11 protein-coding genes are annotated in these 13,008 nt (G+C 70.1%); 2 read left to right on the forward strand and 9 right to left on the reverse strand.

What is annotated here, in order from left to right; all coding sequences use genetic code 11:
• Positions 1–78 precede the first annotated feature (78 nt).
• On the reverse strand, positions 79–1,473 hold the full coding sequence (locus WME75_RS26995; RefSeq protein WP_437476704.1) for a sigma 54-interacting transcriptional regulator: 1,395 nt from the start codon (positions 1,471–1,473) through the stop codon (positions 79–81).
• A 206-nt stretch (positions 1,474–1,679) separates the two neighbouring features.
• On the opposite strand from WME75_RS26995, the gene WME75_RS27000 reads away from it, so the two are divergent.
• On the forward strand, positions 1,680–2,327 hold the full coding sequence (locus WME75_RS27000) for a hypothetical protein (RefSeq protein WP_437476706.1): 648 nt from the start codon (positions 1,680–1,682) through the stop codon (positions 2,325–2,327).
• 128 nt (positions 2,328–2,455) lie between these two features.
• On the opposite strand, the gene WME75_RS27005 is transcribed toward WME75_RS27000, so the two are convergent.
• From WME75_RS27005 to WME75_RS27035, 7 genes are all read right to left on the reverse strand, one after another.
• Complete coding sequence (locus WME75_RS27005; RefSeq protein ID WP_437476709.1) at positions 2,456–3,853, reverse strand: T9SS C-terminal target domain-containing protein; 1,398 nt, start codon at positions 3,851–3,853, stop codon at positions 2,456–2,458.
• An 82-nt stretch (positions 3,854–3,935) separates the two neighbouring features.
• Entirely contained in the window at positions 3,936–6,869 is a 2,934-nt protein-coding gene (locus tag WME75_RS27010) for a TonB-dependent receptor domain-containing protein (RefSeq protein WP_437476712.1), read from the reverse strand.
• A 196-nt stretch (positions 6,870–7,065) separates the two neighbouring features.
• Entirely contained in the window at positions 7,066–7,503 is a 438-nt protein-coding gene (locus WME75_RS27015; protein WP_437476715.1) for an ExbD/TolR family protein, read from the reverse strand.
• A gap of 4 nt (positions 7,504–7,507) precedes the next feature.
• Positions 7,508–7,969 carry an ExbD/TolR family protein gene (locus tag WME75_RS27020; RefSeq protein ID WP_437476718.1) on the reverse strand — a complete coding sequence of 154 codons (462 nt, stop codon included), beginning with the start codon at positions 7,967–7,969 and terminating at the stop codon, positions 7,508–7,510.
• Positions 7,920–8,630, reverse strand: a complete 711-nt coding sequence (locus WME75_RS27025) for a MotA/TolQ/ExbB proton channel family protein (protein WP_437476721.1) — start codon at positions 8,628–8,630, stop codon at positions 7,920–7,922. The genes WME75_RS27020 and WME75_RS27025 overlap by 50 nt, the downstream gene beginning before the upstream one ends.
• Positions 8,631–8,687: 57 nt before the next feature.
• Positions 8,688–9,458, reverse strand: coding sequence for an energy transducer TonB (locus tag WME75_RS27030; RefSeq protein ID WP_437476724.1), 771 nt, complete (start codon positions 9,456–9,458; stop codon positions 8,688–8,690).
• A 175-nt stretch (positions 9,459–9,633) separates the two neighbouring features.
• Positions 9,634–10,341: a response regulator gene (locus tag WME75_RS27035; protein ID WP_437476727.1), complete on the reverse strand. Its 708-nt coding sequence runs from the start codon at positions 10,339–10,341 to the stop codon at positions 9,634–9,636.
• Between the two features lie 191 nt (positions 10,342–10,532).
• Here WME75_RS27035 and WME75_RS27040 point away from each other — a divergent pair, with 191 nt between their 5' ends.
• The gene (locus WME75_RS27040; protein WP_437476730.1) at positions 10,533–11,105 is read left to right on the forward strand and encodes a serine O-acetyltransferase; all 573 of its coding nucleotides are present in this window, start codon (positions 10,533–10,535) and stop codon (positions 11,103–11,105) included.
• On the opposite strand, the gene WME75_RS27045 is transcribed toward WME75_RS27040, so the two are convergent.
• Positions 11,094–12,365: a PrsW family intramembrane metalloprotease gene (locus WME75_RS27045; RefSeq protein WP_437476733.1), complete on the reverse strand. Its 1,272-nt coding sequence runs from the start codon at positions 12,363–12,365 to the stop codon at positions 11,094–11,096. The genes WME75_RS27040 and WME75_RS27045 overlap by 12 nt on opposite strands.
• Positions 12,366–13,008: the final 643 nt, after the last annotated feature.

The following is a 13,008-nucleotide window of genomic DNA, read 5'->3' on the forward strand; positions in this document are numbered from 1 at the left end:
GGGGGCAAGCGCTTTCTATCAATGCAGTGTCGTCATTGACGTGATCCTGTACTTGTGCTTACCACGTCGGTGAGCTGCTCAGTCGTTATCGGACAGATCGCTCCCCTCGGCGAAGTGGGAGCGATCCACGCCATTCTTCTCTAGCCAGCGCCGGATTCGATTCCTGTGCACGCCGAGCCTGCTGGCCGCGCGAGACACATTGCCTCGCTCGAGGCGAAGCGCCTCGGCGATCTCATCTTCGGGCGGCGCCTGGCTCGCGCGCGGAGGGCCCGGCCTCACATCGCTGCCTGCCTGCCGGGTGCGCGGCTCCAGCGTCTCCGGGCCCAGCCCGATGCCCGCGAGCGGGTCGAGATCCTTGGCCTCGACCGTGCGCCGGCCCTCGTCGAGCGCGCGCGTCACGGCGCGCCGGGCCTCGCCGACGAACTCGCGCAGGTTCCCTGGCCAGCGGCGCATCGCACACGCGAGGATCATTGAATGGTGAATCGTCGGCGGCGCCTTGCCGTAGGCCGTGCCGACCGCCTTCGCGCATTGCGTGAGCAGCCAGGGGATCTCCTCGGTGCGCTCCCGGAGCGGCGGGAGCCGGACCTCGGGCCGGCCGATGCGGTAGTAGAGATCGTCCCGGAAGCGGCCCTGGGCGACCCGCGCGCGCAGGTCGTGTGTCGCGGCGCAGATCCGGATCTGCACCGGGCGAGGCGCGACCGCGCCGAGCTCGAGCACCTGCCGGGTGTCGATCGTCCGCAACAGCTTCGCCTGGACGGCCGCGTCGAGCTCGGCCACCTCGTCGAGGAAGAGCGTGCCCCCGTGGGCGGCCTGCACGTAGCCCTCGGTGTCGTGCGTCGCGCCGGAGTAGGCGCCGCGCCGGGCGCCGAAGAGGAGCCGCTCGGCCAGGCCCTCCGGGATGGCCGCGCAGTTGACGGCCACGAAGGGCCCGCGCACCTGCGGCCCCGCCTCGTGGTAGGCGCGCGCCGCGAGCTCCTTGCCCGTACCGCTCTCGCCCGTCACGAGGAGGCTGTCGCCCGCGGCCGCGGCGCGGAGGATGGTGTCGTAGACCAGCTGCAGCCTGGGCCCGAGGACGCTCTCCTTCTCGATCTGCACGCCCCCGCGCGAGAAGCTCCGGATGTCGGCGAGCGCGAGGAACACCGACGTCCCCGCGCCGACGATCTGGATCGCCTCCCTCCGGACCTCGCCGCGGATGGGCTCGCCGTTGATGGACGTCCCGTTGGTGCTGCCGAGGTCCTCCACGGTCCAGGCGGCCCCGTCGTACGCAATGCGGGCGTGTCGCCGCGACATGAGCGAGTCATCCACCAGGGGCACGCCGGCGACGCCCCCGCGCCCCAGCACCACGGCGCCACGATCGAGGGGGATCGGCGCGCATCGCGGCTGATCCCCCGAGAAAATCAGCACGATACCGGGAACAGGCTCGGCGACCGAGGCCTCCGGGGGGACCGAGACGCGGACGGTGGAGTGGTCCATCAGGATCTATCTTACCTGTTCAAGAACCTGGCCGGCCAGTGGCCGGCCATCCCATCGGTCGCTTCGGGCTACAAGGGCAGAACTCCTGGTAAATCAAGGTCCTCCCGTTCGCCAGGCTCGGCACGAGTTGTGCTTGTTTTGTCGGTATGGTGGCCTCTGCAAGAGCTCGCATCCATCGGGACCGGGGGTCCGCCCTCGAGGTGAACATGGGTTCCGGCCGCAACATCGACGACGCGGGCCGCCGCTCACCCCGGCGTCTGCACACATCCCGCACCCTGCCGAGCTTCCCTACCCATCCCGGCCTCCAAAGCACCAGCGGCCTCCGCGGCGCGCTCGAGTTCCTGGAGTGGCCGGCCTCCGAGTGGACGCTCAAGGACCTCCAGGACTGGTTCGTGGACCACCTCGTGACCCCGGGCCTGATGAAGCGCCCCCAGATCGTGCGCGAGCCCGGCGCGACGCCCGTCATGCTCGACCCGCGCTCCGAGGGCGGCAGCAACCTCGAGGAGCTGATCCACAAGGCCCGCGGTCGCGTCATCACGGCGCTCCGGGGCCTCATCGCTCCCGTCGCCGACGATCGCTTCCTGAACGCGGCGATCTACGGGGGCAGGGTCCGCCGGGCCGCGGTCGGCGGCCGTCCCGTCTGGGTCGCCTCGCCGCGCGAGATCGACTTCCTGGGCGACATTGTGCTCAGTTTGCTCGCCGCCGACATCCTGCTCGATCGCGAGTTCTATCGCGCACACCTCTGCATCTGTGAGGTGTGCGGGAGGGTGTCATTCAAGGACAACCCGGACGCGCGAGGCGTATGCAGCGAGCACCGGAGCAGTGTGTCCGGGTTCACGCCGCGGGTGCGCTGAGCGCCTGCGGCGGAGGCGTGATGATGGAGACGATAAAGGCCGGCTGAAGAGCCGGCCTTCGTCATTTCTCTCGCTACGGATCCCGTCCGCCCGTCACGCGACGAGGCGCCCGCGTGGACGGCGCGGCGTCAGTTCGCGTCGAACGAGACCCAGGCGCCCGTCGCCCAGGTGTCCTCCGCCTTGAAGGCCCCGATGTAGCTCGCCTCCGCGTCGAAGAAGCCGTCGTCGGGCGGCGTCGCCGCGTTGCCGGCGAGCGTGACCGCCGGCCGGAAGTCGGGCGCCTTGGCGAAGCAGTCGGCGAGCCCCGGATCCTCGACGCTGTTGGACGCCTCGCCCTCGAACCACGCGATCTCGTCCGCTCCGGCGTCGTCGTCGTCATCCAGCTTCGACTCGGTGGTCTCGTTCGCGTCGTTCTCCACGTGGGCGATGTTCGCCGCGAGGTTGCCGAAGAAGATCGAGCTCGCGAGCTCGACCTCGGTGAGCTCGTCGCGGAGGTCCACCCCCGCCTCGAAGCCGGTCACGATGGTGTTGAAGATATGGGCCTTCGTCGAGTGGCGGAGCAGCATGCCGTACTGCTGCTTGTCGACGTCCTTGTTCTTTCCGCACAGGGTCGCGTTGTAGATCGTCGGCTCGCTGACCGGCGTGTTGATCGACGAGTCGGCGTCGTTGTCGCCCTCGAAGCCGTTCGTGTCGTCGGCCACCGACGGATCCTGCTGGACCGCGATGAACTGGAGCTTGCCGACATAGCCGAGGTCCCAGTCGATGCCGTCGTCGCCGTTCTGCGCGCAGATGAGGTGCTTGGCGTTGACCGTGCCGCCGAAGAACTCGAAGCAATCGTCGAGCGTGTGGTGGACCATCACGTGATCGACCGTCGTCCCGGAGCCCACCCCGGCGAAGGTGAGGCCGTTCACCTCGTTGTCCTGAGAGAGCAGGATCCCGCTGTACTCGATGCGCACGAACTCGAGGACACCGCTGTTGTCCTCCGGCTTATCGCCGCCGTACTCGGTTCCTTCGCCGGTGATGCCCTCGACGGCGGACTTGCCGCCCTCGACGTTGATGGGCGCCTCGCCGAGCAGGATGACGCCGCCCCAGTCGCCGGCGGCGCGGTCCCCCTCCTCGCCCTGGCTCGTGAACACGATGGGTTTGTCGGCGGTGCCCTTGGCGTGGAGCTTCGCGCCGGGCTTCACGACCAGCGTCGCGAGGCTCACCTTCTCGCCCATGATCGTCGTGCCGGGCTCGACGGTCAGCGTGGCGCCGGCCTCGACGAAGACGATCCCCTTCATGAGGTAGCACTTGTCGGCGGTCCACGTCGCGTCGGCGGAGATCGCCTCGGTGACCTCCACCGGGGCGGAGCAATCGGCGGCGGCGCCACCACCACCGCCGCCGCCGCCGCCGGAGCCGCCGGACCCGCTCGTGGCCGAGGTGCCGCTCGGGATCGGGGAAACCGAGTCGTCGTCGCCGCAGGCGGCGAGCGCCGCGACGGAGAGCGCCGAGACGCAAGCCAAGGCAATTCCGAATGTACGCATGTTATTTATCTCCTGACGAGCCACCATGAATCATGCGCGAGAAATCGCGACGATCGCCGCGTGACGATTCAATGGCATGCGCTCAATAGGTATACGAGGCGCTCAACGTAACAGTCGTCCCAGCGCTGTACTGACTGACGATGTTGTCCTCGTCGTCCTCCCTCCCCTGGGTGACCCGCACTGGAGCGTCGAGGAGGTTCTCGCCGGCGAGCTTCAGCTCGACGTGCTCGCCGAGGCGCTGGGCGACGGTCAGGTCGATCTGATGCCGCGGCTGCTCGTACTCGTCCGGCCGGTTGCTCCCCACCCTCCTGAGCCGGACGCCGAACACGTTGTAGAGGAGCCGAGCGCTCGTGCCGGTCGACTCTCCGGTGTAGTCGAGCCCCAGGTTCACGACGAAGGGGGATTGCCCCTGGAGAGGGTGCTCCGGGCTGCTCTGGATGGTGATCCCTCCCACGCGGACATCGGGATCGATCGTCACCTCCGACGTCACGAACGTGAGGTTGCCGAGCGCGGTGACCTCCCGCAGGAGCGGGGAGATGAAGCCAAGGCCCTTCCTGAGCTCGAGCTCGACGCCGGCGACATGGCCGGCGTCTCCGTTGACGTAGGTGAGCCTGCCCCTGCCGCTGTTGTGGATGATGACCTCCTCGATCGGCTCCTGGAAGTGCTTGTAAAAGACGCTGACCGCAGCCACCTCTCCGGCCGTCGGGAAGGTCTCGAAGCGAAGATCGCCGTTGACGACGCTCGTCCGCCGGAGCTCGGGATTACCCTTCACTTCTCTGCCGCTGTAGCCCTCCTGATACAGGGTCGGGCTGAGCTCGCGGAGCTGGGGCCGAGCCAGCGTCCTGGCCACGCCGAGCCTGACATTCGAATTCGAGGTCGCCTTGACGACGATGTTGACCGCGGGCAGGAGATCGATCTTGTCGCTCTCGACGTGGATCTCGGGGCTCGCCGGGGAGTACCTGTCGAAGGCCCTCAGCGACAGCGAGGAGGCCTCGATCCGTGCGCCGAGCACCGCGCGGAGCCATCGCGTCACGGCGGTGTCGGTCATCACGTAACCCGCGTAGAGGTTGTCGTTCGCCGTATAGGAGTCGGTCTCGCGCGTGATCTCCTCGACCTCGAGCACCGAGCCGATGTTCTCGTCCGAGAACAGCGCTCCCGGCTCCTGGCGCAGGAGCGTCGGATCTGCCCCCTGGCGCTGCTTGAACCGGAACCGGCGCGTGTTGAACTCGCGCTCTCGGAAGTTGAGCAGACCGCCCGCCTTCAGCCGGGTCGGGGTGTCGCCGCGGACGAGGGGCTGGGTATAGGAGAGCTGCCCGCCGTAGCTCGTGTCCCCCATGTCGCTGAAGAAGTGCGCGCCGCTCAGCGTGCCCTCGTCCCACGAGAAGACGCCGCTCGCGTCATCGCGGATGTAGACGGTCTCCCTCGTGTCGGGCTCGTCCGACGTCGCGAGGGAGATCGACGCTTTCCAGTCGAGGGTCCCGCCGTCGAGCGCCCCGAAGCGGTGCTCCCCCTGGAGCTGACCCAGGGTGAGCGATCGCGAGATGAATCGCAGCATCGTGTCGCGAAACGCGCTGTCCCCGTCGCTCGGGTCTCCGTCGGCCTGGCTGGCCAGGTCGTCCGACGAACGGCTGTGGAGCCCGGTCAGCGTCACCTTGTGGTCGTGATCCGGGTTGTAGGTGACGCTGCCGAAGCTGCCCCAGGACACCTGATCACGGATGCTCCCCGTCGTGATCTCGCTGACGCGAACGAGCTCGCCGGTTCGAGGATGGGGATCGAAGACACCGAGGGTCTCGTCCGCGCGCGGAGAGAACTTCCGGCCGTAGCTCAGCGAGGCGATGTAGCCGAGGCGCTGCTCGCCGCCGAGCTTCAGCGTGTCGCCGACGACCGCGCTGCCGCTCCCGTTCGGCGGGGTGAACGCCCGCGTCGTCGCCATCGACGAGTTGATCGCCCTGCCGTAAGCCGTCATCTCGTCCCTCGTGAGGGTGCCGCCGCCCGGCTTGGGGCCGAGGCGCATCAGCTTGTAATCGGGGATCTCGGCCGGCAGCGCGCGGGCGCCGCCGTCGATCCCGAGCCAGTCGGTCCCGGATCCGGCGTAGCTCAACCGATCCCGGAACGTCGCCTGGCTGTTCAGGCCGAGCGACAGCGAGGCCTGGAAGAGGAACTTTGTCGGGAGCTCGCGCGTGTTGACCTGGACCGAGCCGCCCGCGAAATCGCCGGGGATGTCGGGGGTGAACGTCTTGACGACGGTGATGTCGCTGAGGACCAGCGACGGGAAGAGATCCAGCGGGACAGCCTGCCGGTCGGGCTCGGGGCTCGGCAGCGGGGCGCCGTTCAAGAGGGCGTTCGTGTAGCGCTCGCCCAGGCCGCGCACGTACACGTATCTGCTGTCGACCACGGTCGCTCCGACGATGCGCTTCGCGGCCTCCGCGGCGTTGCGATCGGGCGTCTTCGCGATCTCCTTCGCGCCGACCGCGTCGCCCACGTGGGCCGCGTTCTTCCGGATGAGCAGCTGCGCGGCGACGCTCGCCCGCTCCGGCTCGAACTCGACCTCGATGACCTCCTCCGCCTGCTGATCCGGATCGAGGCCGACGTCGATCTGGCTCACCTGCCCGGCGGTCACGCGCACGTCCTGCACGCGCTGGGGCCTGTACGCCTCGTACCAGATCCGAAGCTCGTAGCTCCCCGGCGGGAGCTCCAGGCGATAGCGGCCTTCGAGATCCGCGATGGCCTTGCGCTTCGTCCCGACGACCGACACCTGGGCGTCGAGGAGGGGCTCCTTCGTGGCGGTGTCCGTGACGACGCCCCACACGGCGCCCTTCCCCGCCGGCGGCGGGCGCGACGGGCTCGGCTCGTCGAGCCCCGCGGCGTCCTCCGCCGCCGGGGCGCCGGCCGGGGTCCCCGCGCCTTCGGGCGGCGGCGCGGCCGCTCCAGGGTCGCCCTGGGCGAGGGCCGCGGCCCCCCAGCAAAGCGGCGCCACGAGCGCCGCGACTACCCCCGAGATCCTTCTGCGATTCATGCACCTGTCCCTTCACGCCCCGAGCTCGGCGCGCCTGTCGATGAGTTGGCTGGGCGCACCTGCGCCCGTCGATGAGGAGAGCGGAGAGCCAGCTCCCCGCCGCCCTCTCCTGTGCACCGCGCCGCGAGCGCGCCCTCGGGCGTCGGCCCCGCGCGCGCCCTGTCAGCGCCGCATCGGGGCCGAGCGCCGCGCCGGCTCAGCGCCCGGTCTTCTCTGTCAGGACGGCGATCGTCTTCGCCCCGCCCATGCGCGCGGCGTCCATGGCCTCCACCGCGATCGCGTAGACGGCCTCGTCCTCCGCGTCGAAGTAAAGCACGTCGTCCGAGCGCGCCGCGAAGATGCGGGCGAGCCGCTCTTTCAGCTCGCCGCGCTGCACCTCGGCCTGGTTGATGCGGATGACGCCGCGCTGATCCACCGTGAGCACCACGGGCTTGCTGGCGTCGTCGGGGGGTGGTGCGAGCTTCGCTGTGTCGTCCTTCCTGGGCAGGTTCAGCCAGAACTGCTTCGCGAGCAGCGGCGTCACGACCATGAAGATGATGAGGAGCACGAGCACCACGTCGACCAGCGGCGTGACGTTCATGCTCGGCGTGACGCCGGCCCTCTTGCCTCCGCCCTGCGGAACGCTCATGCCCACGGCGCTATCCCTCCTCCGGCTCGGGCGCGGCCCCGCCGCCCCGCTGGCTCACCTGCAGCGAGATCCCGCCGAAGCCGACCTCCTGGCACAGCGCAAAGGCCTCCCGCACGCGACCGTACTTCACGGAGGAGTCGCCCTTGATGACCACCCGGCGCTCCGGCTCCGCGGCGCGGATGGCCCGCAGCCTCTCTCCGAGCGACGGCAGGTCGGCGAGGGCCTCCTTCTCCAGGAACACGGTGCCGGCGCCGGTGATCGTCACGTAGATCGGCTCGAGCGTCGCTCTCGACCTCCGATCGGGCTGAAACACCGCCGGGAGCTCGACCCGCTCGCCGTGCTCCATCTGGGGCGCGATCACCATGAAGATGATGAGGAGCACGAGCACCACGTCGACGAGCGGCGTGACGTTGATCTCCGGCTCAGGCGGCGGCTGCCGACCCGAACGACCGCTCTCCGCTCGAACGCCCATGCTCGTTCTCCATTTCGTCGATGAGCTCACCCGCGCTGCGCTCGAGCGCGAGCTCCACCGCGGCGATGCGGGTGGTGAGGTAGTTGAAGCAAAGCACCGCCGGGATGGCGACCGCGAGCCCGAGGGCGGTGACGATGAGCGCCTCGGAGATGCCGCCGCTCACGGCGCCGAGGCCGCCCGAGCCGGTCGAGGCGATGGTCTGGAAGGCGGTGATGATGCCGATGACCGTGCCGAGCAGCCCGACGAACGGGGCCACCGAGCCCACCGTCGCCAGCACCGAGAGGCCGCGGCGCAGGTCGGCGGAGATCGCCTCGCGGCGCCGCGACACCTCGCGGCGCGCGAGCTCCACCGGGGGCACGCCGCCCTCGCCGGCGTCGACGGCGCGCTGGAAGCGGCGCACCGCCGCCGCGACGAGCCGGGCGAGCGCAGAGCGCCCGTACCGGTCGGCGATCGCCGCGAGCCGCGCGGTGTCCCACGCTTCCATCACCGGCCGCGCCTCGCTCGCGAAGCGCCGGGTCTCCGAGGCCTGACGCGCCAGCGCGATGAGCCGCTCCACCACGACAGCGACGCTCGCCAGCGCCATGAGCACGAGGGCGAACGCGACGAGCTTGCTGAGGAGCCCCATGGTCGCCCAGATGTGCCCGAGATCAAACTGCATCATGGCTCTACTCCTTCACTCCTCTCGCGAGAGGCCGCCTCCGCGGCCGCGCGCTCGACGTCATCTCTTCGCCTTGAAGGGGATCCTGACCGTCTTGAAGGTCGACACCGGCCTCCCCTCGTGAACCGCCGGCCGGTAGCGCCACGTCTTCACCGTCGCGAGGACCACGGCGTTGAAGAGCGGATGGCCGCGGACGAGGGTGACGTTCGTGACCTCGCCCGTCTCGGTCACCACGAACCTGACCACCACGGTGGCCTCTACCCCTGCGCTCAGCGCCGCCTCGGGGACGGAAGGAAGCGCGTTGGAGAGCGCGACCGGCGGCGTCGCGTTCTCCGGGAGGTGAATCGGCCCTCTCGGCGGCGGCGGGGGTGGTGGCGGCGGGGGGGGCGGGGGCGCCGCCACGGCGGCCGTTCCCGTGCCGCCGGGGACCCCGCCGGGCACGCCGCCCGGCGCACCGCCCGGCTCTCCGTAGGTGTCGTCGTCGCTCGCCCTGGCCTCGCTCGGGTCCGCCTCCGCGGGCGCCTCGGTGGGCACCGCGGTCGGCGCGACGAGCGCGGGGCGCCGGGGCGCCGCGGGGCGAGGCGCCGGGGCCTCCGCCGCCGGCGGCGGGGGCCCCGGCGCCGCTGCGACGGGAGGCGCCTCGGGGAGCCGGGCGGCGAGCTTGACGTCGACGACCTCCTCCTCGGGCGGAGGAGGCCTGATCGCGCCGCTCAGGCGGGCGGCGGAGAGCGCGATGCCCGCGAACAGCAGGAGCCCGGCCGCGTACCCGATCGCGAGCCGCTTCGCTCGGTCAGGATCGGCCTCTGCCGCATTCCACGTCTCAAGGTGCATCGAGGCTCCAGGCGCCAGCCAGCGAAAAGACCAGAGCTCCACCTGAGCTCAGAAAAGGACAAGCGGCTTCAATGGGTCAGCCCATCGTGGGATTCAACGCTCGCACTGTATACCCGCTTGCGTTACGGCAGAATGGCGTGGCGGCAACGATTGTCGCGGCCGCCCGGCATCGCGATCAGGCGCTGCGGCTCTCGGGCACGTCGGGCGACGCGGCGAATCGATAGCCGATACCGCGGACGGTCTGGATGTAATCGCCCGCGCGGCGCAGCTTGTCGCGCAGGCGCTTGACGTGGGTGTCCACGGTCCTCGTCGTGATGCTCACGTCGATGCCCCAGACGCCGTCGAGGAGCGCGGTGCGCGTCTGCACGCGCTCGCGCGCCTCGTACAGCGCGACGAGGAGCTTGAACTCGAGGAGCGTCAGCTCGACCTCCTCGCGCTCGACCCACACGCGATGGGCGCCCTCGTCGATCCGGAGACACCCGAACTCGATGCACCGCTCCCCGTCCCCGGAGGACTTCGCGCGGCGGAGCACGGCGTGCACGCGCAGCACGAGCTCCCGCACGCTGAACGGCTTGACGACGTAATCGACGGCGCCGAGCTCGAAGCCGACAATGCGGTCGACCTCGTCCCCGCGCGCCGAGACGATCATCACGGGGATTCGCTGGGTGTCCTCGCTCTGCTGGAGAGCGCGACACACCTCGGTGCCCGAGATGTCGGGCAACATGAGATCGAGCAAGACGAGATCGGGTCGCTGGTCCAAGGCCAGTCGGACCCCCTCACCGCCCTGCCCCGAGAGGAGCACCTCATGCCCGGCTTGCCTGAGGTTGTAATCGAGCACCTTCTGGAGCGCCGGCTCGTCCTCGATGACCAAAATCCGCGCCATGCTGAATAGCGCGTGTACCCGAGCGATGTGACGGGCCGATGACCGGATGGCAACAGCGCGGTGCGCCGGCTCCTCCGGAGGAGAATGCGCCGCGATTTCTCCTGAAGGTGGGCCCGCGCAGCAGAGGGGGGGTGCACGGTCGCGCGGCGAAAGCTCGCACGGTCGGGGCGAGGTGCGCTAGTCTCGCGGGGATGCTGCGGACTTTGCGACTCATCGCTGCCGACGTGCGCAAGAAGGCGACATGGTGCTACGGCAGCGATCCATTGCCGACGCTCCTGAAGACGCTGGCGACCGACGGCACGGCGGCGATGGTCCTCTACCGGTTCACGCAGGCCGCGCGAGCCCACCGGATGCCCGTGGTCGAGATGCTGCTCAACAAGGCGACAAACCTCGCCGGCGGCTGCGTCATCGGGCGCGGCGCGGACTTCGGGCCGGGCTTCGTGCTCATCCACTCGAACGGTGTCGTCATCAACGGCAACGTCCGTGGTGGCACGAACGTGCTCATCGAGCACCAGGTGACGATCGGCGCCGACCGGCGTCAGACGCCGGTGCTCGGGAGCGACCTCTTCATCGGCGCGGGCGCCAAGATCGTCGGCGGCGTCACGGTCGGCGACGGCGCCCGGATCGGCGCCAACGCCGTGGTCGTGCACGACGTCGCGCCGAACACGACGGTCGTCGGCATCCCCGCGAAGCCCGTGCAACGGCGCGATGACCGCCCCGCCCCCCGCCCCGTCACAGACGACACAACCGGCTCACAGAGCTGACCCCCCACCGCGGCGCCCGGGCGCAGCTCCAGAGCGGGTCAGGAGCTCTTGCCGGAGCTGCGCGATCTCGTCGCGGAGCGGGCCGATGAAGTCGGCGCTGATCGTCCGGTTCCGCCCCTCCATCGCGCGCGCTGTGTGCCACTTGCTGAGCGCGAGCCGCGCGCCGGCGCGGATGAAGCTCCGTCCGGTGGCCCCGCGCCAGCCGAGGGTGCACCGGAGCCGGCCGATCGGCGAGCAGACGAGCTCGAGCTCGTCCTGGGTGAGCATGCCGAGCGCGACCTCGTCGCGCAGATGATCCCGGATCACCCAGCCCTTGCGGACGACGAGCGCGACGATGATCCCGAAGAACGACGCGACGAAACATAGCCAGAGCAGCAGCCACGGCATGAAGAGGTCCCCCATCGCGCGCCCCAGCGCGGTCGGGAGGAAGTTCCACACCGCGTGCAGCGCGACGCCGAGCAGGTAGCCGCCGATCGGGGCCGCGACGCGCACCCAGGTCTTCGACGACTCCCGGGCCAGGCCGAAGCCGATCCCGGTCATCGACGTGAACAGCGGGTGGAGCCAGGGCGTGAACACGCCGCGCAGGACGAAGGTGCCGGCGAGCACGTCGCTGCCCTGCATCGAGGCGCGCGCGTAATAGAGCACGTTCTCCACGGCGGCGAAGCCGAGCGCGCAGAACGTGGCGTAGATGATGCCGTCGACGATGCCGTCGAACTCCCGGCGCAAGAAGTAGAAGAAGCCGAACACGCCGAGCCCCTTGAAGAGCTCCTCCGCGAACGGGGCGCTGACCGACGCGCTGACGAGCTCGCCCACCGGCTCGCCGAAGTTGCTGGAGACGCCGACGTGGACGCCGGTGTTGATCAGGATCGAGAAGCCGGTCGCCGCGAGCGCGCCCCACAGGAACGCCATCAGCAGGCACCACCACGGCTCAGGATCGTACCGATCGATGACCATCGGGACGAAGAGGTAGAGGACGAGCGGCGGGAACGCGAAGAGCGCTCCGACGAGCATGGCGCTCAGCATGCTCCCCCCGGACTCGATCACGCCGAAGAGCGTGAAGATCACGTTGAGGACCGTGCCCGCGATGATGCCGTTGGCCCACAGCCACAGCCCGGCGATGCGCCGCCGCCGGTCCGGGTCGGGCCTTCGCGCGACCCGGATGACCGCAGGGTAGCCAGCGTGGGGATGCGCAGGCGCAGGCTGTGCGGCGCCGTGCAGCGCGGGAGCGCCGTGCGGCGGAGCAGGGCCCTGCGCTGGCATCGGCGCATGGGTCGGCGGCCAGTAGCCAGGCGGCGCCTGCCCGTAGGCCGGAGGCGCGTGCCCGTGTCCGGGAGGCGCGTGCCCGTGTCCCGGAGGCGCATGCCCATGTCCCGGAGGCGCATGCCCGTGTCCCGGAGGCGCATGCCCGTGTCCCGGAGGCGCATGCCCGTGTCCCGGAGGCGCATGCCCATGCTGCCCGTGCCCCTGCGGCCAGTGCGGCGGCTGTCCCGAGGAGAGCTGCCCCGCGCCGTGCGCCGGGGACCCCGAGCGAACCTGCCCGCCACCAGGCTGGGCATGCTCGCTCGGGCGCTCCGCCGGCCGGGGTTGCTGCGGCAGGCCGGGGAAATCGGGACGGCGTCCGTGGGCGTTGTTCATGGATCGAGCGCTCTCGCGAAATCCTCGTGACAGCGGGTGACCATCAGCCGAGACGAACCCCCACCGCACACGTGGAGCCGCCAGAAGCGGCGACGATCCGAGGCGGGCAACGGCAGTCTCGGAGCTGTCGCTCACACCCGTCGGATCGAAGCATCACACGATATTTCTACCACGGCAGAGACGCGCCGGGCATATCTCCCAGCAGCATCGGCGCGTCGCGCGGCCGGCGAGGAGCGCGGGCGCGTGACGCTCCGCTTCCTCGATCTGT

The sequence above is a fragment of the Sorangium sp. So ce1014 genome, assembly GCF_051521505.1.
Lineage (GTDB): Bacteria > Myxococcota_A > Polyangia > Polyangiales > Polyangiaceae > Sorangium.

Bases quoted from the DNA above. Each gene is read 5' to 3' on its own strand.
- WME75_RS26995 (WP_437476704.1), bottom strand. From the start codon at position 1,473: ATGGACCACTCCACCGTCCGCGTCTCGGTCCCCCCGGAGGCCTCGGTC.
- WME75_RS27000 (WP_437476706.1), top strand. From the start codon at position 1,680: ATGGGTTCCGGCCGCAACATCGACGACGCGGGCCGCCGCTCACCCCGG.
- WME75_RS27005 (WP_437476709.1), bottom strand. From the start codon at position 3,853: ATGCGTACATTCGGAATTGCCTTGGCTTGCGTCTCGGCGCTCTCCGTC.
- WME75_RS27010 (WP_437476712.1), bottom strand. From the start codon at position 6,869: ATGAATCGCAGAAGGATCTCGGGGGTAGTCGCGGCGCTCGTGGCGCCG.
- WME75_RS27020 (WP_437476718.1), bottom strand. From the start codon at position 7,969: ATGGGCGTTCGAGCGGAGAGCGGTCGTTCGGGTCGGCAGCCGCCGCCT.
- WME75_RS27025 (WP_437476721.1), bottom strand. From the start codon at position 8,630: ATGATGCAGTTTGATCTCGGGCACATCTGGGCGACCATGGGGCTCCTC.
- WME75_RS27030 (WP_437476724.1), bottom strand. From the start codon at position 9,458: ATGCACCTTGAGACGTGGAATGCGGCAGAGGCCGATCCTGACCGAGCG.
- WME75_RS27035 (WP_437476727.1), bottom strand. From the start codon at position 10,341: ATGGCGCGGATTTTGGTCATCGAGGACGAGCCGGCGCTCCAGAAGGTG.
- WME75_RS27040 (WP_437476730.1), top strand. From the start codon at position 10,533: ATGCTGCGGACTTTGCGACTCATCGCTGCCGACGTGCGCAAGAAGGCG.
- WME75_RS27045 (WP_437476733.1), bottom strand. From the start codon at position 12,365: ATGCCAGCGCAGGGCCCTGCTCCGCCGCACGGCGCTCCCGCGCTGCAC.